The following is an 18,493-nucleotide window of genomic DNA, read 5'->3' on the forward strand; positions in this document are numbered from 1 at the left end:
ACATCTCCTAATTAAATTTTATTTATTCCATTTATGAAAAGGTCTATAAACGTACTAATTTTACACTTTAGTTCCTCAGCAGAAAGTTTTTCTCTTAAAAAGAGTTCATGAAAAAAAACAAAATTGAAAAAAGCACTATATATGAATTCTGCTGCAGATTCTGCGTTAACTTTTCTGAAGTAACCTTTATTTATACCTGAAATTATATAGTTTTCTAGAGGACCATTTAAATTTGGAGCTGATTTTTCAATTAGAGAAAGATCTGGCCTGTTTCCGGATTTATCCATAGCATAGAGATAATGAAATTCCAACATATTTCTTTCGGTAACATTTTTATAAAAGCATATAAAATAATCTATAAGTTCAGTTCGATAATTCTCACTTGCTTCTTTAGGAATTCCTAAGATTTCTACCGAAGTAAAAATTTTAGAATATATAGCTTCAATTATTTTCTTCTTATTAGGGAAAATGCAGTATATCATAGTTTCACTAATTCCAATGGCATTTGCAATATCTTTGGCGGTAAAACCATATCCTTTTTTTAACATAAGTTCTTTTCCAATGCTTACAATTTGTTCTGCTCTTTCCTCACGGCTCATCCTTGATTTTGAATTACTTTTCAATTTTATCCTCCTGTAATGTACATATTTATTACTTAGTAAGTACTTACTAAGTATAGTCCCGCTATTTTTTATTGTCAAGTAAAGAAAGTAATGATAATTTTCATTATATTAACCATTGGATCAGTTGTCGTGCTTTATGTGAAAAAAATTGTGTTAAACAGAATAATAAAGTAGAAAAGATTGGTGTGTAGTATAATATATTAAATTGCATATTATGTGGCAAAAATGAATTGATATCGGGATGAGTAGGGGTATGTAGGATATTTCTATATACCCGACGTTACCCTTTTGATTAATTATTTACTTACTATTTTCACAATAAAATTTTAGGGCTTCTCCAATAAATTTAGAGGCACCACTTTTGTGTTTCTCATCAAAGACTTTGATATACGCAGGCTTTGAATAAAGATCAGCCATAGTTCCCAAAAAGTTATCTCCCACATCTACGTTTAAAGCTTTATGCTGCTTTTTATATGTATCTGCAATTTCAGAAACAATTTTTTGAATCTCTTCTGAAGAAGGAGCTTTGCTTAAATCAGATGCAAGCTTTTCATATAGTTTTTCCAATTTAGGTTGATAATCTTTTAAATAAAATTTTAGAGCTTCTCCAATGAATTTACACGCACCACTGCCATATTTTTTATCGAAGTCTTCTATCCACTCAGGATTTAGTAAATAACTTTTTGACATATAGTACCAGCGATCGTTTCCCTTATCACCTTCAAAAATTTCATAATCTTTTTTAGCTGTATTTGTTATTTCTTCAGCAATTTGCTGGATTTCCTTTGAAGAAGGAGCTTTGCTTAGGTCAGATACAAGCTTTTTATATAGTTCTTCTAATTTTGGGTGCTTGTTTTCCAAGCAGTCTTTTTTAAATTTATCATATTGTTCTGCTATATTCTGCATAACACTATTGTTGAGATTTTTCTTTGCAGCCTCAACATATCTTTCAATACTTCCATATTGCTTTATTGCACTTTTAGCAATTTCAGCTTCATTAGCTTTCATTGTTTCAATCATTTCATCAAATTTATCTATACTTCCCCAGTTTTTAATTACTCTATCTTTATTTTTTTTCTTGAATTCTTCTAGTACATTATAATATTCACTCATATCAAATTCTTTAAAACTCATTGTATTCGCTCCTTTTAAGGTCTTATTTATAAGCTCTATCAAACCATTTAATCTATCTCGTTTTAAAATGATTAGTTTCTTATGATTTTTTAGTGCTTCCATCTTATCGAAGTGAGGACTTGTTATGATTTCTTTAATTTCCTTTAGTGGTAAATCAAGTTCCTTAAAAAATAAAATCTGCTGCAAAGTTTCAAGAGCCTCATCGTCATAAAGCCTATAACCTGCTTCTGTCAATTTAGTTGGTTTTAATAATCCAATTTTATCGTAGTGGTGCAGCATACGCACGCTTATTCCTGTTAAATCCGAAACTTGTTTTACTGTTCTCATAACCTCACCTCAAACTTTGATTTTAGAGCTTTAATACTGCCTAACACTCTGCCGGCATGAGTTTTGTTAGTATTGTTAACCTCTGATTCTATATTACACTATGACATAATGTTAGGGTCAATACTTTTAAAAATATTGTTTTATATTCTCTATGTAAGTTTTGAAATTTATGCTATGCTATTTTTAAATAAGGTAAAAAAGTATTAGTAAATGGATATTTAAAAGAGGAGAATTTTTGGCATGAATGAAAATGCATACAATGTTTTATTGGTAAATCTTTTAAAAAGTAATGATATTTTTCTTGATGAGGAAAATGTTGCTTTATTGAAGAATATTTCTAAGCCTAAGGTATTAAAAAAGGATATGTTCTTTTTACAGGAAGGTGAAAAATCTACTGAAATAGGTTTTATTATTAAGGGGGTATTTCGATCTTATTATATTGATAAATCAGGAAATGATGTAACTAAGTATTTTTATGCAGAAGGTGGAATATTATTCTCTTATGCAGCATATCTATCTCAAAAAGAATCTATGTATTGTATACAAGCACTAGAAGATAGTGAAATTCTTGTAGTTAAGATTTCCAATTTTGAAAAAATAGTAGAAGGAAACTATCAATTACTTTTATTTTACAAGAAAATGATTGATAAGGTACTTGTCATAAAAGAAGAGCATGCAATTAGTTTTAAATTATTAGATAGTGTAAAGCGTTATAAACAATTTCTTGATACATACCCTGATTTGGAAGAACGTGTTAAGCAGTGTTATATTGCATCCTATTTAGGAATAACTCCTGTGTCTCTTAGCAGAATAAGAAGAAAATTAAATCTTAACAAATGATAATGCAATAAATCTCTAGGTGATTTATGATGTAGTTAATTTTTATTACTGGAGGTTAATTGTTATGAAAAATGAAATAGTTGTTTTAATTACTGGATGTTCTACAGGGATTGGAAGAGAGCTTTGTAGTATATTGTTTCACAAAGGATGTACGGTTGTTGCAACAGCAAGAAATGTAGAAACTTTAAAAGATTTATCTGCGTCCTTAAGATTACCACTGGATGTTACCCAAAAAGAGTCTATTAACAGTACAATAAATGAAGTTGTATCAAAATTTCATAAAATTGATATTCTTATAAATAACGCAGGCTATTCAATTAGAGGAGCTTTAGAAGAAATTGATTTAAATAGTGCTAAAAGTATGTTTGATGTAAATGTATTTGGTATTATTAACATGATTCAGGCAGTTATTCCAGAAATGCGTAAAAAACAATTTGGTAAGATTATAAATATTGGCTCCATTTCAGGGAAATTTGTTCAATCCATCAATGGAGCGTATTGTGCATCAAAATTTGCAGTTGAGGCACTAAGTGACACACTTCGTTTAGAATTACACAGCTACAATATTCAGAGCACCGTCATTGAGCCAGGTCCCATGAAAACCAACTTTTTTAAGGCATTAGTGGATAATTCAGGCGATGTTATAAAAAATGAAAATTCTTGTTATTCACATTTTTATAAATCAGATGATGAATATAGAAAAAAGCAAAAACAAGCTGATCCTAAAGTAGCAGCACAAGCTATTAGTGATATAATTTTGAAAAAACGACTTAATGCTCGTTATAAAGTTGCTGTTCCATTTACATATAAGATGGTTACATATTTTCCTGATTTTCTAAGAGAATACTTTATGAAAAAAAGATAGATAAATTACTATTTTACAACATAATTCCCACCAAATTGGTACAAAGAAGTGTTATAAATATACTAATATCATAAGATGAAGCAGAAATTAAAACTAGTCTATTCTAGATAAAATGATAATAAGAGTGCTATAATTTAGTTACACAATATTCATTAAAAGGGGTATGCTTCCATGAAAAATAGTTATAAAATATTATCTTTGATTTTAGTATGTAATTTAATTTTACCAACTTGTGTATATGCTAAAGAATTTCAAAATCAAGAAGATGTGGCAAGAAATAAGTTGTGGACTATAAAATTTAATAGTGTGATTGATACAGAATCATTAGAGAAAAATATAAATGTAACAGATGCTAAAGGTAATATAGTTGAAACGACTATAAGTATAAGTAGTGATAAAAAATCAGTTACATTAATACCTAAAAAAGAATATCTTACAGGTGAAACATATACTTTGCATATAAATGAAGGCATAAAGTCAGTTGAAGGTAAAATTTTAAAAGAAAGTGCAACTAAAGATTTTAAAGTTAATGGGGATGAGAAAGTTAACGAAAATTTGAATTTCCCTATTAAAGCTGAGAATGTTGATTTTGTGACCTTGGCAGATAACAATTTTACACAAGTTATATCAAATGGGATGGAACCACCTAAAAGAGATGATGCTAGAATTAATGAAGTAGTATCAATGGTAAATACATCTACTAAAATAATGGAATCTACTGAAGATGAAGTAAAATCAATTGGATTTAAAAAATTTATTCCGCTTACTTTAGCAATGAAAAATACTAAGAGTTACATTCATATTTGGCCATTAATAAAGGAAACTAACATAACAAATACACTTCAAGGTAAAGAAACAATTAAAGTGCCTTTTACAGATCGGTATATTATGGCTTTTGACAATAGTGGCGATATAAATGGTAATTTAAAGTATTATACAGTATACTCTAAAACACTTCCACAATATTTACTTCAACAAATAAATAAACCTGTTTATCCAGGAAATTATTTTACAATAACTAAAACTGTTAGCAATGGTGGAACTACAGAAAGTGAAAATATACTAGAGGATAATGTTAAAATCAAAAATGGTGATAATTTGATTTTTTCAGGTATAGGGTGTAGTAATGGCGATATCGATGTTTATATAACCGATCAAACAGAAAATGAGAGATATCATATTTTAAATATAAGCTCATTTTTAGGAGAATGGAGTATAGAAAAAACTATTTCAAATAAAATGAAAACTTATGATGGTAAGGACTTCACATTAGATAAAAAAGTTTATCATTTAGAAATAGATTGTACTAAGGATTATAAGTCTTGGGGACAAATTGTTGACCTACGATAAATAATCTTCAATTAAAGAAGATAGCTTTCTTTACTCTCATCTATTCTTTTGCTTTCTTCTTTAACTTTTTCAAGTTCTATTACCATTTCATTAAATTCATTCTCAACATCTTGAAGCTCCTTTAAACCTTTTACACTAGCTCTAGTGCCATAATCTAGTTTTTTTAAGTTTTTTATGCTGTAAATAAAGTTTTTAAAAGGATTAACATAATTTTTTAGATTATATATGATATTTAAGTCAGATGAAATAATATGAAAAGAATAGAAATTTATTGTATAATAGAAAAGTAAATATAAAAGGTGCTGAATAGAGGTAAAGTATGTATAAAATTTTAATTGTTGAAGACGATATGACAATTGCAAAATCAATGAAAAATTGTCTCAGTGGATGGAATTATGAAACTGAATTTATAACTGATTTCAAAGACATTACTGCAGAATTCATTAAGTTTGAGCCTCATCTTGTACTTTTGGATATATCCCTGCCATTTTTCAATGGATATCATTGGTGCAGTGAAATCCGAAGAATATCAAAGGTTCCTATTATTTTTGTCTCTTCTATGTCCGATAATATGAATATCATTATGGCTGTAAATATGGGTGGTGATGACTTTATTTCCAAACCTTTTGATTTAAATATTCTTGTGGCAAAGGTACAGGCATTATTACGAAGGACATATTCTTTTGGCGGAAAAATGGATATAATTGAGCATAATGGTGTAGTGCTAAATTTAAGCAGTGCTGCTGTTGAATATGAAAATAGTAAGATTGAACTTACAAAGAATGAATTTAAGATACTTCAAATTTTGCTTGAAAATGTTGAAAAAGTAGTTCCAAGAGATGTTATTATGACAAGGCTTTGGGAAAGTGATAGCTATATAGATGATAATACTTTAACTGTTAATGTAGCCCGTCTTAGAAAAAAACTTTCAGATGCTGGAATTTGCGATTTTATTAGGACAAAAAAAGGAATTGGATATATGGTGGAATAATTATGAAAGAAAAATCTTTTTTACAGCTTTTATTATGGTATGTTAAAGGTCATAAAAAAGCAATAATAATGTACGGCATTTTTGCTGGAATTTTTGCTGTAGTATTTTCATTATATTCACTGCAGCTTGAGCCAGTTTTGTATGCCTTCTTTTTATCATCAATTGTAGCTTTTCTTTTTATTATTTACGATTTTATTAAGTGCTATAAAAAGCATGATGAACTTTGTATTATTGAGAAAAAGATAAATATAGGGTTAGATAAGTTGCCAGCAGCTAATAATCTAATTGAAGCTGACTATCAGAATGTTTTGCAGACACTTTATAGACAAAGTACGGAACTAATTTCAAAAACAGATATTAAGCAATCAGAAATGATAGATTATTATACCCTATGGGCACATCAAATTAAAACACCTATTGCAGCAATGAGATTAATACTACAAAGCGAGTATACTGAACGAAACAAGGAATTATTAGAGCAAACTTTTAAAATTGAGCAGTATGTTGAAATGGTACTTGGGTACCTAAAGATTGATAGTGTCTCATCGGATCTGGTGCTTAAAAACTATAGCTTACTTCAGATTATAAAACAAGTTATAAGAAAGTATGCACATGTATTTGTTAGAAAAAATATATCCCTTGATTTAAAAGAAATGGATTGTACTGTGCTTACAGATGAAAAGTGGCTGGTATTTGTAATTGAACAAATACTATGGAATGCATTAAAGTACACAAGCAGCGGAAAAATATCAATATATATGGAGGATGATTCTAAAAAGGTACTTGTAATTGAAGATACGGGAGTAGGAATTGCAGAGGAAGATTTGCCAAGGGTATTTGAAAAAGGTTTTACTGGATATAATGGACGTGCTGATAAAAAGGCTACGGGAATAGGGCTTTATCTTTGTAAAAAGATATTAGATAAACTTTCACACACAATAACCATTACCTCCAAGGTTGGCGTTGGAACAACGGTAAAGATAAATCTTTCTTCTGTGAAAACTATAATTGAATAATTTGTGCAAAAAAATTAGGAAGGTGAATTAGAAATGGATAGTATAAGTGAACTTAGAAATGGAAAAATTAATAATTTGTTGTGGAAATTCTCATGGCCAGCAGTAATTGCCATGCTGATAAATTCTCTGTATAATATTATTGACCGAATATTTGTAGGACGAGGAGTTGGTTCAATTGCAATTGCAGCCACAACTGTGGCTTTTCCGATTATGCTTATTCTTATGGCAGTTTCTGTGCTGATTGGTGTTGGTGCTACATCACTCATATCTATTCGTTTGGGAGAAAAGAAGCCAGAGGAAGCTGAAAAGATTATGGGGAATGCTATATTTTTGTTGATCTTACTGCCGCTGTGTATTAGCATTATTTATTTTCTTTTTAGTAATTCTATTTTGACTTTTTTTGGAGCTAGTGCCGAGGTTTTGCCTTATGCCAAAGAATTTACACATATTATAATGTTAGCATCATGGGTGGGTTCTCTGAGTATGGGAATGGTTAATTTTATTAGAGCTGAAGGTAATCCTAGAATGTCCATGTATACTCAAGTAATTGGAACGGCAATTAATATAGTCCTTAATTATATTTTTGTTATGAAGCTAGGCATTGGAATTAAAGGATCTGCACTGGCAACAGTTTGTGGCCAAACATTTTCAGCCATTTGGGTCTTAAGTTATTTTCAATCGAAATCTAGTTTCCTCAAAATACGAATAAAAAATCTCAAATTGCAGAAAAACTTGGTCATTAGTATTATGTGTATTGGTTTTGCACCTTTTTCAATGCAATTGGCTAACAGTCTTCAAAACGTTATTTTAAATAAATCATTAATGACTTATGGTGGAGACATATCACTGTCAGCTATGGGCATTGTTGGTAGTATAGCTACTTTAATGTTTATGCCTATACTTGGTGTTAGTCAGGGGGCTCAACCTATTATCGGTTTTAATTATGGTGCCCAGCAATTTGATAGAGTAAAAGAAACTTTGAAGAAAGCTATAATTGTAGGTATAGTAATTGCCACATTCAGTACTGCAGTGGTACACTTATGGCCAACTCAAATTGCTGGTATGTTTTCTAACAATAATGTAAAATTGAATAAACTAACTGCCCATGCAATGTCAATGTTTTTCCTTATGTTTCCTGTAGCGGGTTTTCAAATTGTTGGTTCTCAATATTTTCAAGCAGTTGGAAAGCCAATTCAATCTACGATCCTTGGACTATCAAGACAACTGCTGGTATTAATTCCTCTATTACTAGTATTGCCGCGCTTTTGGGGTACTGAAGGTGTATGGATGACTCCGCCCATCGCAGATGTTTTATCTGCCCTTATAACTGGAATTTTTATATTCTTGGAAATAAAACATATGAATGAAAATTGTATGTCTCAAGATACCGATTTTAAAAAAGTCAATTCTTAAAAAATTTTGATACTAAAAAATTTATGGAGGATGAAAAAATGATTAATAATGAAAAAAGAGAAATTATTAGGCAAGACAATGTCAATGGAGCAAATGGATATATTTTAAAAGAAAGTTTATTAGCTCCTGAATACTTAGGAGAACACTGTAAATTATTTTCAAAGATTACTTTGAAACCAGGCTGTGAAATTGGATATCATGAGCATCATGATGAGACTGAAACATATTACTTTTTGTCAGGAAAGGGAATGTATCAAGATAATAAGGATGAAATCCCTGTTAAGGCAGGAGATGTTACTTTTTGTGAGGATGGAAATGGTCATGGAGTTAAAAACACAGGAACTGAAGATATAGAATTTGTTGCACTAATTTTAAAAAAGTAAGTAAAAAAGTGGGACTTATATACAGTCTCACTTTTTTTCCATATACTTTATTCCTCCCAAACTTCTTTTGCTAGTGTAAATGCTGCCCATGCATTTGGCCATCCTACATAAAATGCCAAATGTGTGATAGCCTCAGCAATTTCTTCTGCAGCCACATTTTTATTTTTTGCATTTGCCATATGGTATTTTAAAGAGCTATCAAAAATGACTTTTGTCATTAATAAATTAGGTCACCAAACCACTGAGGTTTATCGCTTTTTGTTCTTCCAGAAACCGATAGTTTAAAACCATCTGTTTTTGTAAAGAACACTAATAGACGTTTCTCAGGCTGCTCCTCAGCAGTGCCTTATCCTTTAGCAAAATTATCATTACCCGTTTTCTTAAAAACTTCATCCCATGTTTTTTCTGCATATGGTACAAAATCTTCCGCTGATTTTGTTATTTTTTTATGAAATTCATTGTCATGAAGCATTTTTTCTGCTCCAGAATCGTCAGGCTTTGCACCAACCTCCTTACATACATTAATTATAACATTTGTGTTATCTATCATCATACACGGTCTTAACATATTTTTATTATAAGGTTGTATTGATCTTAACTTTTTGAAAAAAGGATCCCTAAAAGCATCAATTAAATGCCTGTCCTTTAAGTTAACTGTTGAAAAGTGAGAAAATATACAAGGCTCAACATCCTCTTTTGAATTAACATGAAAATAATATTTACCTGCTATACACCCACCTACATATGGGGCATCATTGAAGAAGTCTAAAGTAAAATATGGTTTATTAGCTCTTATTTCTCTAGCTCTTTTTCCAAGGTAATCTCTCTGTTCTGCTGTAAGCATCATATTAAAATCTTCATCTTCGCCATTAACAGGCATGAATAAAAAGTACCAGCTCATTTTTGAACCTTTTTCAATTAACATATCGGTAAATTCATCACTGACTACGGTGTTTATATTAGTTCTTGTAACTGCTGAAGATACTCCAAATAATATACCCCTTTCATGGAGCATGTCCATAGCCTTTAAAACTTTTTGGTATGTTCCTTTTCCTCTACGAGCATCAGTATCATTTTCAAATCCTTCAATTGAAAGCATAGGTATTACGTTACCACATTTCTTAATTCTATCTGCAATTTTTTCATTGAGTAGAAGTCCACTAGTAAACGGTGTAAACATTATATCGTCATATTTTTCATATATATCCAGAAGATAATCATTGAAGAAAGGTTCGCCGCCTAGAATAATAATATAATAAATTCCAAGATCTCTTGCTTCTCCTATAATCCTATCAACTTCTTCCGGTGGAATATCATCTTTTTTACTGTAGCTTGAAGCATAGCATCCTTTACAGTGAAGTGGACACCTCATAGATGGACTTAAAAGCATGACAAAGGGTATTTTAGTATTTTCTTCATCCATGTATTTTTGTCTCTTAGGACCAGCATACCAATTTGCATTTGCAAAAAAATTAGTAAAAAACTTCTTTAAACATTTAGTATCTGTATTTTTTAAAATATCCTGGATAAATTCATGCTTGCATTTATCGTTGTTGTAGTAATTCTCAACAAACTCAATCTGAGCTAATGCAGATTTATCTTTTGTAAGCAATTTAATAGCTGAAAATATTTTATCTACATTTTCTCCTGGGTTTTTATCAAGATAATTAACGATTTTGTTTACAATAGCTTGTTTAGTGTTTTTTTCTAAAGCATTTTTTATTTTCATATAAGATTCCTCCTAGCAAATTTTAAAAATTTTTTTGCCTATATATCTATAAAATTTTTAGTATATTATACGAGTGCTATAAATTAAAATTGAACTAAAGAATATAATTCATCTTTATTTTCCTGAGTTATCCCAATATATCTAAGAGTGATCTTTTTTGATGAATGATTAAATGTATACATGATAAGACCAATATTGTATCTGTTCGCCTTATAAGTCCAGTATCCCCATGTTTTCCTTAAGCTGTGAGTACCAAAATTATTTATATGCAGACTTACAGCTGTAGTTTTTAGAATCCTATAAGCTTGTGTGACACTTATGGGTTTATTTAAGCCTTTTCTGCTCTGAAAAATATAAAAAGTTTGTCCAAGATTATTATGCTCTATATAGGCATTTAGAGCTTTTTTAAGACTGTTATTTAATTTGATTTTCTTTTTTTGAATCACAAGATCATCCTTGAAACTAAGATAGGAAGTCATCAAATCTTGTACTCTAACTTTAATTACGTCACTAATCCTTAATCCCGTGTTTAATTGAAATTTTGCTAACAGCCAATCTCTTTCACTTTTATCTTTTAAATGCATGAGCAATGCGTCTATCTTGTTTTTATCTCTAATTGGATCCACAACCATCACTTTTTCCTCCTGAAAGCTATGTATTGTTTTCTATATTATATCATAAAAACAATACATTGAAACGAAAAATAATATATAAACGGTACTTTTTTACTTAGAGCATCTTACAAACATGTAAGGTTAAAAGAGAAAATGTAAGCCAAAGTTATGGCTCTGCATTTCTCTTTTTTTTATAATTATAGTATAGTCAAAGTGAACAGGGGAGGAAGAAAATGAAGTTATTAGAAGTAAATAATTTAAAGAAAATATATTCATCAAGATTTGGAGGAAACCAGGTTCAAGCTTTAAGTAATGTAACCTTTTCAGTGGAAAAAGGAGAATATGTAGCAATTATGGGAGAGTCAGGTTCGGGAAAAACTACATTACTTAACATACTGGCATCTTTAGATAAGCCAACCAGCGGTGAGATTTTACTGCAGGGTAAGAATATTGTAGCAATTAAAGAAAGTGAAATAACTGCATTTCGTAGAGAAAATTTAGGTTTTGTATTTCAAGACTTTAACTTACTTGATACCTTTTCTTTAAAAGATAATATTTTTTTACCACTTGTTTTATCAAGAAAATCTTATGGAGAAATGGCAAAAAGATTGAAGCCTATTGCAGGAAAATTGGGAATAGAGAATATACTAGAAAAATTCCCTTATGAGGTATCAGGAGGTCAAAAACAGAGGGCAGCTGTTGCCAGGGCGCTAATTACAGATCCACAGCTTATTTTAGCAGATGAACCCACAGGGGCTCTTGATTCAAAATCAACAGATCAGCTTTTAAAATTATTTTCAGAGATTAATAATGAAGGGCAGACAATTGTTATGGTTACTCACAGTACAAAGGCAGCAAGTCATGCAGGAAGAGTACTTTTTATAAAAGATGGAGAGGTGTTTCATCAGCTTTATAGGGGTTCCATGTCAAAAGAAGAAATGTTTGAAAAAATCTCCAATACACTTACGGTGATTACTACTGGAGGTGCGGCAAATGAATAAGCTGTTTTATCCGAGACTTGCAGTAATAAACATAAAAAAGAATAGTAAAACATATTTTCCATTTATACTCACTTGTATATGTACAATTATGATGTTTTACATAATGCATGCAATTTCAATAAACAAAGGACTGGATGGAGCAAGTGGATCTGAGAGCCTAAAAACGCTTCTTTTTTTGGGAACAATAGTAATAGGAATTTTTTCAGCTATATTTCTTTTTTATACAAATAGTTTCCTTATTAAAAGGCGAAAAAAAGAAATTGGACTGTATAATGTGTTGGGTCTTGAAAAAAAGCATATTGCAAAAATATTATGCTTTGAGTGTATTTTTACTTCCATTATCAGTTTAACGGTTGGACTTATTGGTGGAATTATTTTAAATAAGCTTATGTTTCTTCTGCTCATAAAGATGCTTAATTTTAAAGTATCCTTTGGATTTTCTATTTCGGTGCCGTCTATCATAAAAACTTTGATTGTTTTTTGCAGCATTTTCTTTGTAACATTATTATCAAATTTATTTCAGATTAAAATATTAAAGCCTATTGAACTTTTAAAAGGGTCAGAGCAGGGGGAAAAAGAACCAAAAACAAAATGGATTATGACTATTATAGGATTGGCAGCTCTTTGCGGTGGATATGGAATAGCTTTAAATGTAAAATCACCGCTTGCAGCTCTTACCTTATTCTTTGGTGCAGTTATTCTGGTTATGATAGGAACTTATGCACTCTTTACAGCAGGAAGCATTGCAGTATTAAAATTTCTCAGAAAGCAGAAGAACTTTTACTATAAGACAGGTCATTTTATATCTGTTTCCGGTATGATGTATAGAATGAAACAAAATGCAGTAGGGCTTGCAAACATTTGTATCTTAAGTACTGCTGTACTTGTCATGCTTTCAACTACGATTTCTTTATATATAGGTATGGAAGACTCTCTAAAACTTCGATATCCAAGAGATATAATGATAAGTACTAGAGAAAGTAATAAGAATCAGATACAAAAGTTGGATGAAGTTTTAAATTCTAGTTTAAAAAATAATAAAGTAAATATGAAAGATAAGCTTTATTATCTTGATAATAGCTTTGAAGCTGTAAAAAAAGATGGCAAATTTTTATCTGTCAAAAAAAATCTTGGCAATTCAAATATTTCTATGATAGAGGCTATTCCTGTTTCAGATTACAATAGATTAGAAGGAAAGAATATTACTCTTCAAGATAATGAAGTAATTCTTTTCTCAAAAGTAAAAAATTATACTAGCGATACAATTAATATTGATAATAAAAGTTTTAAAGTTAAACAGAGATTGGATAAACCAGTATCTAGTTTAAATAATGCTATGACGGATATGGTAGATACCTATGTGATATTTGTAAATAATATAGATACTGTAGGAAAAAATGGATTCAAGGAATACACAATTGGATTTAATATTAATGGTGCAAATAAAGAAATATTATCAATATCTGATAAGTTAAATAAAAAGTTTTCAGAAAATAAAATTAAAGTTAATGCCGAAAGTGCTGCAGCTGGCAGGGAAGGATTTCTTTCTCTATATGGCGGTTTGTTCTTCTTAGGAATATTTTTAGGTGCATTATTCTTAATGGCAACAGTGCTTATTATTTACTATAAGCAGATATCAGAGGGATATGAGGATAAGGAACGTTTTGAAATCATGCAGAAAGTGGGAATGGATAAAAGTGAAATAAAGAAAACCATAAGAAGTCAGGTATTAATGGTATTTTTCCTGCCTCTTGTTTTCACAGTAATCCATATTGCCTTTGCATTTCCAATGATTACAAAGATGCTTGCTGTTTTAGGTCTGAAAAATGTAAATTTATTTATACTTTCAACTGCAGGAACGATAGTTGTTTTTGCAACAATTTATACAATTGTGTTTTCTTTGACAGCCAGGGTATATTATAAAATTGTTGAATAATATGAAGTGTAACCACCAATTGGCAATATATTGAGCCAGTTGGTGGCTTTTTATTTTACTTTAGAAATACGAAGAGCAAGTCCTTTTATTGTATATAGCATAAGCAAAAATTCCACAAAGTAATGCTAAAGCACTAAAATTAAACAACCATTTATAACCCAATGAGGAAGCAATAGTTCCTCCTAGCAAAGGACCTAGGCCTTGACCCAGGTTAGCACCAATAAAAAAAGTACTTGAAGCTAGTCCCTTTTTTTGACTTCCCAATTTATGAAAACACTCTGCTTGTAGAGCAGGTTGTGCAGTTCCCTGTCCAAATGCTTTAAAAATAGCTGCCAGAAGTATCATCCAAAGTGCACTTGCATGAGCTATTAGAAGTGCTTCTGTGATGCTGAACAATAATGCCGGATACATAACAGTTGAAAGTCCCTTTTTATCATACAGTTTTCCAGACATTGGTCTTGTGAAAATAAGAAACAATGCATTTACTGTGAAATACATTCCAATTCCATTTATCTTACGCTCTTCACCTAGTAAAACTAAAAATGAAGTGGCAAGTCCATTTCCCATAAAAAATAAGCCGCCAATTAAAGATAGTGGCAATATTTTAAATGCAATAATATCTTTTAAATGAATGGCATGTTTTTTGTCTACTGTATTTTTTATAGATATCTGATTTTTACTTGGCAAAAAATTCATACACACTGCAGCTATTATAATTAGTACTGCTGATACTATAAAGGTTTTGGACATTCCGAATCGATTAGAAGCTTCTATTCCTATTTCGGGACCAAAGGCAGTTGCAATAATTTGACTGATTCCAAGATAACCTATACCTTCTCCCATTTTATTTTTTGGTATGAAATCAGTTGCCCAGGCGATACTTGTTGCACTAGTTATACTGAAACTAGCACCATGTATTATTCGGAAAAAAATTATAAATGTAATATTAGGTGACAAGCCATAACCTAATGTTGCAATTCCGTTTATAAAAGTACCAATTATCATTACATATTTTTTGCTAGTTCTATCTGAGAGTATTCCACCAAATGGCCCAATAAGCAGTGCTGTAAATGAAAATAAACCTACAATTATGCCTGCAGTGCTTAGAGAGGCACCTAAATTTGAAGTGTACTTTGCTAAAAGTGGAAAAACAAGATAAAATGCCATGAATGTAAGGGTATTAATCGCTAATAGGGCAATAAAATTGAAGTTCCACAGTTTCATATCTTTTTTTGTTTCTAAATTTGATTTTGTTTCTGTCATATATAAATTCTTTCACCTCTAAATAATTAAATATGTTAGAAATCTAACAATTTGATTTCTAACATTTATATTATACCTTACTAAAACCCATGTCAACTAAGGATAAGTTTTTAATTATTATTTAAATTTTCACTAACAATTTTGGACTTTGCTTTTTTTGCATTTAATGTATGCAAATAGTATATAACTATTCCAGAAAACAATAGTGCAGCACAAATATAAAAAACAGAAGTTAAACCAAATTTACCGGCTATGGTTCCTCCTATAATTGGTCCCAGTCCTTGTCCAGCATCATATCCAATAAAATAAGTACTTGTGGCAATACCTACTCTACTAGGACCTAGCTTTTTAACACAAGTAGCTTGCAGTGCTGGTGAAAGTGAACTTTGTCCTATTCCATAGAGAACTGCTACTATTAGTATCATCCAAAGAGATGAGGAAATTACTAATAATAGTGATGCGGCCATAGCCATGATAAAAGCAGGAAATGCTATAATTGACAAACCTTTATTATCAAGAAGTTTACCTGAAAGTGGCCTGATAATAAGAATTACAATGGCATTTACGGTAAAGTAATAACCGATATTTGAGATATGTCTCTCATCACCTAGCAAAGCTAAAAAGCTTCCGATAACTCCATTCATAAATGTAAATAAACAAGCAAGAACAGCAAAAACAATCAGTTCCTTGGCAAAAAAATCACTAATTTTAATATGAAGCTTACTTACATTTAAATTTTCTTTATTTGGCGCATTATATGGAATTATGGTCATAAGAGCTGCTGCAATCATAACAATAATACAAGATAAATAAAATACATACTTAAATCCAAATCGTGATGAAATCTCCAGTCCAAGATTTGGACTTATTGCAGTTGCCAAAATATATCCAAGGCCCATGAAACCTATTCCCTCACCTATCCTTTCTTTCGGCATATATGTTGTAGATAGAGCATTAATTACTGTAACACTTACTGAAAATGATATGCCCTGAATAATTCTAAAGAAAAAAAGAGTATATATGTTGTACGAGATTTTTAAACCTAATGCGGAAACCGCCAGAAATATGGTTGAAACAATTAATAAATGTTTCTTGTTGAATCTGTCAGTTGAAAATCCAGCAAATGGACGAATAATAATAGATGTAATTGCAAAAATACCAGCAACTAAACCTGCTATGGACATTGTTGCACCTAAACTAATTGTATACTTAGGTAGTATTGGTGTCATCATAGTGAAACCAATAAAGACGAGAGCATTTATTAGTAGCATTAGAATAAATGAAAAGTTCCATAGATTTTCTGTTTTTGATTGTTCCATAAAATCATCCCCCAAGATTATTTTAATAATATAGTTATAGATGAAACATCTACGAATACGGCCTAACTTTTATTATACTATAAATTGCAAAGTACAAGGATGAATTATGTAAAAATGGGGGAAATAATTAAAAAGTGAAAATAGCAGCTTCAGATACAGAAATGAAGTGCCAAAGTATGGAGGAGCTGAGTATAATAATCCTATAGACAATAGACCTTTAAGTCATTTCTTTAGAACAAGAAGAAAAAGACAGCAAGGAGGATATTATGTGTAAATTAAATGATAATTATTTAAAATTGCAGGGAAGATATTTGTTTGCAAGTATAGCAAAAAAGGTAGCTAACTTTAAAAAAAGCAATCCGCATAAGAAAATTATTTCGCTTGGTATTGGTGATGTAACTCAGCCATTGGCACCGGTTATTATAGAGGCACTGCATAGTTCAGTTGATGAAATGGGACATAAGGATACTTTTAAAGGATATGCACCGGAATTTGGTTATGAATTTTTAAAAAATGCAATTATAAAAGGTGATTATAACTCCCGTGGTGTGGACATTTCAATAGATGAAGTGTTTATAAATGATGGAATAAATGCTGATGCTGGTAATATTCAAGAACTATTTAGTGTAGATAATAAGATTGCAGTTTGTGATCCTGTATATCCTGTATATGTAGATTCAAATGTAATGGCTGGAAGGACAGGAACATATGATAAGGATGCACAAAGGTGGAGTGAAGTTATATATATGTCCTGTACTCCGGATAATAATTTTGTGCCGGATATTCCAGAAGAAAACCCAGATATTATATATCTATGTTTTCCAAATAATCCAACAGGGACAACGGTTACAAAAGATCAGCTTCAATTTTTGGTTGATTATGCGAATAGAGTGGAAGCTGTTATTGTATATGATGGTGCTTATGAAGCATATATTTCAGAAGATAATGTATGTCATACAATTTATGAATGCGATGGTGCAAAAAATTGTGCCATTGAGCTTAAAAGCTTTTCAAAAAGAGCTGGATTTACAGGATTAAGGCTTGGATATACGATTGTTCCAAAGGAGCTAAAATGTTCCGGAACTTCTTTGAATAGACTTTGGGCAAGACGTTATGGAACCAAATACAATGGTACACCATATATAGTTCAGAGGGCAGGAGAAGCCGTTTATTCTGAAACTGGAAAAGAGCAGATAAAAAAGCAAATTGATTATTATAAGAATAATGCCAAAATCATTATGGAAGGATTAAAAGCAGCAGGTTACTCTGTATACGGAGGTGTAAATGCGCCATATGTATGGCTAAAGACACCTAACAATATGACTTCATGGGATTTCTTTTATTACTTATTAGAAAAAGCAAATATTGTAGGTACGCCTGGAAGTGGATTTGGACCGATGGGGGAAGGATATTTTAGGCTTACAGCTTTTGGAACTTACGAAAATACATTAGAGGCTGTTGAGAGGATTAAGAAACTCTAATAAATTAAATTATAGCTGTTGTAACTTAGATTATTATGTGCTCTATTCATGGAAGAACTATAAGTGGATTTGAAACAAATCTGTTTATAGTTCTTTTTATGTGGGGTATTTATTTAAATTGTTAAGAGATAGTTGAGATGCAGTAGAGTTGGAAAAAGAGGAGTATTTCCTATAGGATAAATTATAGCAATAATATGCTATAATTTAA

At 30.7% G+C, this 18,493-nt stretch carries 16 protein-coding genes and 1 pseudogene; 10 read left to right on the top strand and 7 right to left on the bottom strand.

Translation table 11 applies throughout. The features are described from left to right. Positions 1-11 precede the first annotated feature (11 nt). Together CLRAG_RS04630 and CLRAG_RS04635 are read right to left on the bottom strand one after the other, a co-directional pair. A complete protein-coding gene (locus CLRAG_RS04630) occupies positions 12-623 on the bottom strand; it encodes a TetR/AcrR family transcriptional regulator (protein ID WP_065077316.1) in 612 nt (203 codons plus the stop codon). Between the two features lie 300 nt (positions 624-923). After that, positions 924-2,084 (bottom strand): MerR family transcriptional regulator, encoded by a 1,161-nt coding sequence (locus CLRAG_RS04635; RefSeq protein ID WP_065077317.1) that lies wholly within the window; start codon positions 2,082-2,084, stop codon positions 924-926. A 240-nt stretch (positions 2,085-2,324) separates the two neighbouring features. Between CLRAG_RS04635 and CLRAG_RS04640 the strand changes: the two genes are divergently transcribed. From CLRAG_RS04640 to CLRAG_RS04675, 7 genes are all read left to right on the top strand, one after another. Beyond that, positions 2,325-2,924, top strand: a complete 600-nt coding sequence (locus CLRAG_RS04640; protein ID WP_065077318.1) for a Crp/Fnr family transcriptional regulator — start codon at positions 2,325-2,327, stop codon at positions 2,922-2,924. Positions 2,925-2,988: 64 nt separating this feature from the next. Beyond that, on the top strand, positions 2,989-3,789 hold the full coding sequence (locus CLRAG_RS04645; RefSeq protein ID WP_065077319.1) for an SDR family oxidoreductase: 801 nt from the start codon (positions 2,989-2,991) through the stop codon (positions 3,787-3,789). Positions 3,790-3,960: 171 nt separating this feature from the next. Next, positions 3,961-5,139: an Ig-like domain-containing domain gene (locus tag CLRAG_RS04650; protein ID WP_065077320.1), complete on the top strand. Its 1,179-nt coding sequence runs from the start codon at positions 3,961-3,963 to the stop codon at positions 5,137-5,139. Positions 5,140-5,458: 319 nt separating this feature from the next. Continuing rightward, positions 5,459-6,130 (top strand): response regulator transcription factor, encoded by a 672-nt coding sequence (locus CLRAG_RS04660; RefSeq protein ID WP_065077322.1) that lies wholly within the window; start codon positions 5,459-5,461, stop codon positions 6,128-6,130. A 2-nt stretch (positions 6,131-6,132) separates the two neighbouring features. Further along, a complete protein-coding gene (locus tag CLRAG_RS04665) occupies positions 6,133-7,146 on the top strand; it encodes a sensor histidine kinase (protein ID WP_065077323.1) in 1,014 nt (337 codons plus the stop codon). 33 nt (positions 7,147-7,179) lie between these two features. Beyond that, positions 7,180-8,559, top strand: a complete 1,380-nt coding sequence (locus CLRAG_RS04670; protein WP_065077324.1) for an MATE family efflux transporter — start codon at positions 7,180-7,182, stop codon at positions 8,557-8,559. A gap of 38 nt (positions 8,560-8,597) precedes the next feature. Further along, positions 8,598-8,942 carry a cupin domain-containing protein gene (locus tag CLRAG_RS04675; protein ID WP_065077325.1) on the top strand — a complete coding sequence of 115 codons (345 nt, stop codon included), beginning with the start codon at positions 8,598-8,600 and terminating at the stop codon, positions 8,940-8,942. 47 nt (positions 8,943-8,989) lie between these two features. Here CLRAG_RS04675 and CLRAG_RS04680 read toward each other — a convergent pair. The 3 genes and pseudogenes from CLRAG_RS04680 to CLRAG_RS04690 form a co-directional block, all read right to left on the bottom strand. After that, positions 8,990-9,163 (bottom strand): annotated as a pseudogene (locus CLRAG_RS04680) (carboxymuconolactone decarboxylase family protein); the annotation flags it as partial. A gap of 125 nt (positions 9,164-9,288) precedes the next feature. Beyond that, positions 9,289-10,671, bottom strand: coding sequence for a radical SAM/SPASM domain-containing protein (locus CLRAG_RS04685; protein WP_065077326.1), 1,383 nt, complete (start codon positions 10,669-10,671; stop codon positions 9,289-9,291). Positions 10,672-10,754: 83 nt separating this feature from the next. Then, a complete protein-coding gene (locus CLRAG_RS04690; protein ID WP_065077327.1) occupies positions 10,755-11,303 on the bottom strand; it encodes a tyrosine-type recombinase/integrase in 549 nt (182 codons plus the stop codon). 215 nt (positions 11,304-11,518) lie between these two features. Here CLRAG_RS04690 and CLRAG_RS04695 point away from each other — a divergent pair, with 215 nt between their 5' ends. Further along, a complete protein-coding gene (locus CLRAG_RS04695) occupies positions 11,519-12,286 on the top strand; it encodes an ABC transporter ATP-binding protein (protein WP_065077328.1) in 768 nt (255 codons plus the stop codon). Further along, positions 12,279-14,222 carry an ABC transporter permease gene (locus CLRAG_RS04700; RefSeq protein WP_065077329.1) on the top strand — a complete coding sequence of 648 codons (1,944 nt, stop codon included), beginning with the start codon at positions 12,279-12,281 and terminating at the stop codon, positions 14,220-14,222. Before CLRAG_RS04695 ends, CLRAG_RS04700 begins: the two co-directional genes overlap by 8 nt. Positions 14,223-14,282: 60 nt before the next feature. Here the strand turns inward: CLRAG_RS04700 and CLRAG_RS04705 are convergent, their stop codons facing one another. Beyond that, the gene (locus CLRAG_RS04705) at positions 14,283-15,485 is read right to left on the bottom strand and encodes an MFS transporter (RefSeq protein WP_065077330.1); all 1,203 of its coding nucleotides are present in this window, start codon (positions 15,483-15,485) and stop codon (positions 14,283-14,285) included. Between the two features lie 110 nt (positions 15,486-15,595). After that, the gene (locus tag CLRAG_RS04710; protein WP_065077331.1) at positions 15,596-16,804 is read right to left on the bottom strand and encodes an MFS transporter; all 1,209 of its coding nucleotides are present in this window, start codon (positions 16,802-16,804) and stop codon (positions 15,596-15,598) included. A 266-nt stretch (positions 16,805-17,070) separates the two neighbouring features. Here CLRAG_RS04710 and CLRAG_RS04715 point away from each other — a divergent pair, with 266 nt between their 5' ends. Beyond that, positions 17,071-18,285, top strand: a complete 1,215-nt coding sequence (locus CLRAG_RS04715) for an LL-diaminopimelate aminotransferase (protein WP_065077332.1) — start codon at positions 17,071-17,073, stop codon at positions 18,283-18,285. Positions 18,286-18,493 lie beyond the last annotated feature (208 nt).

The sequence above is a fragment of the Clostridium ragsdalei P11 genome (assembly GCF_001675165.1).
Taxonomy (GTDB): Bacteria; Bacillota; Clostridia; order Clostridiales; family Clostridiaceae; genus Clostridium_B; species Clostridium_B ragsdalei.

Excerpts from the sequence above, each read along its gene's own strand:
- CLRAG_RS04635 (WP_065077317.1), bottom strand. The coding sequence starts at position 2,084 with ATGAGAACAGTAAAACAAGTTTCGGATTTAACAGGAATAAGCGTGCGT.
- CLRAG_RS04640 (WP_065077318.1), top strand. The coding sequence starts at position 2,325 with ATGAATGAAAATGCATACAATGTTTTATTGGTAAATCTTTTAAAAAGT.
- CLRAG_RS04645 (WP_065077319.1), top strand. The coding sequence starts at position 2,989 with ATGAAAAATGAAATAGTTGTTTTAATTACTGGATGTTCTACAGGGATT.
- CLRAG_RS04650 (WP_065077320.1), top strand. The coding sequence starts at position 3,961 with ATGAAAAATAGTTATAAAATATTATCTTTGATTTTAGTATGTAATTTA.
- CLRAG_RS04660 (WP_065077322.1), top strand. The coding sequence starts at position 5,459 with ATGTATAAAATTTTAATTGTTGAAGACGATATGACAATTGCAAAATCA.
- CLRAG_RS04665 (WP_065077323.1), top strand. The coding sequence starts at position 6,133 with ATGAAAGAAAAATCTTTTTTACAGCTTTTATTATGGTATGTTAAAGGT.
- CLRAG_RS04670 (WP_065077324.1), top strand. The coding sequence starts at position 7,180 with ATGGATAGTATAAGTGAACTTAGAAATGGAAAAATTAATAATTTGTTG.
- CLRAG_RS04675 (WP_065077325.1), top strand. The coding sequence starts at position 8,598 with ATGATTAATAATGAAAAAAGAGAAATTATTAGGCAAGACAATGTCAAT.
- CLRAG_RS04685 (WP_065077326.1), bottom strand. The coding sequence starts at position 10,671 with ATGAAAATAAAAAATGCTTTAGAAAAAAACACTAAACAAGCTATTGTA.
- CLRAG_RS04690 (WP_065077327.1), bottom strand. The coding sequence starts at position 11,303 with ATGGTTGTGGATCCAATTAGAGATAAAAACAAGATAGACGCATTGCTC.
- CLRAG_RS04695 (WP_065077328.1), top strand. The coding sequence starts at position 11,519 with ATGAAGTTATTAGAAGTAAATAATTTAAAGAAAATATATTCATCAAGA.
- CLRAG_RS04700 (WP_065077329.1), top strand. The coding sequence starts at position 12,279 with ATGAATAAGCTGTTTTATCCGAGACTTGCAGTAATAAACATAAAAAAG.
- CLRAG_RS04705 (WP_065077330.1), bottom strand. The coding sequence starts at position 15,485 with ATGACAGAAACAAAATCAAATTTAGAAACAAAAAAAGATATGAAACTG.
- CLRAG_RS04710 (WP_065077331.1), bottom strand. The coding sequence starts at position 16,804 with ATGGAACAATCAAAAACAGAAAATCTATGGAACTTTTCATTTATTCTA.
- CLRAG_RS04715 (WP_065077332.1), top strand. The coding sequence starts at position 17,071 with ATGTGTAAATTAAATGATAATTATTTAAAATTGCAGGGAAGATATTTG.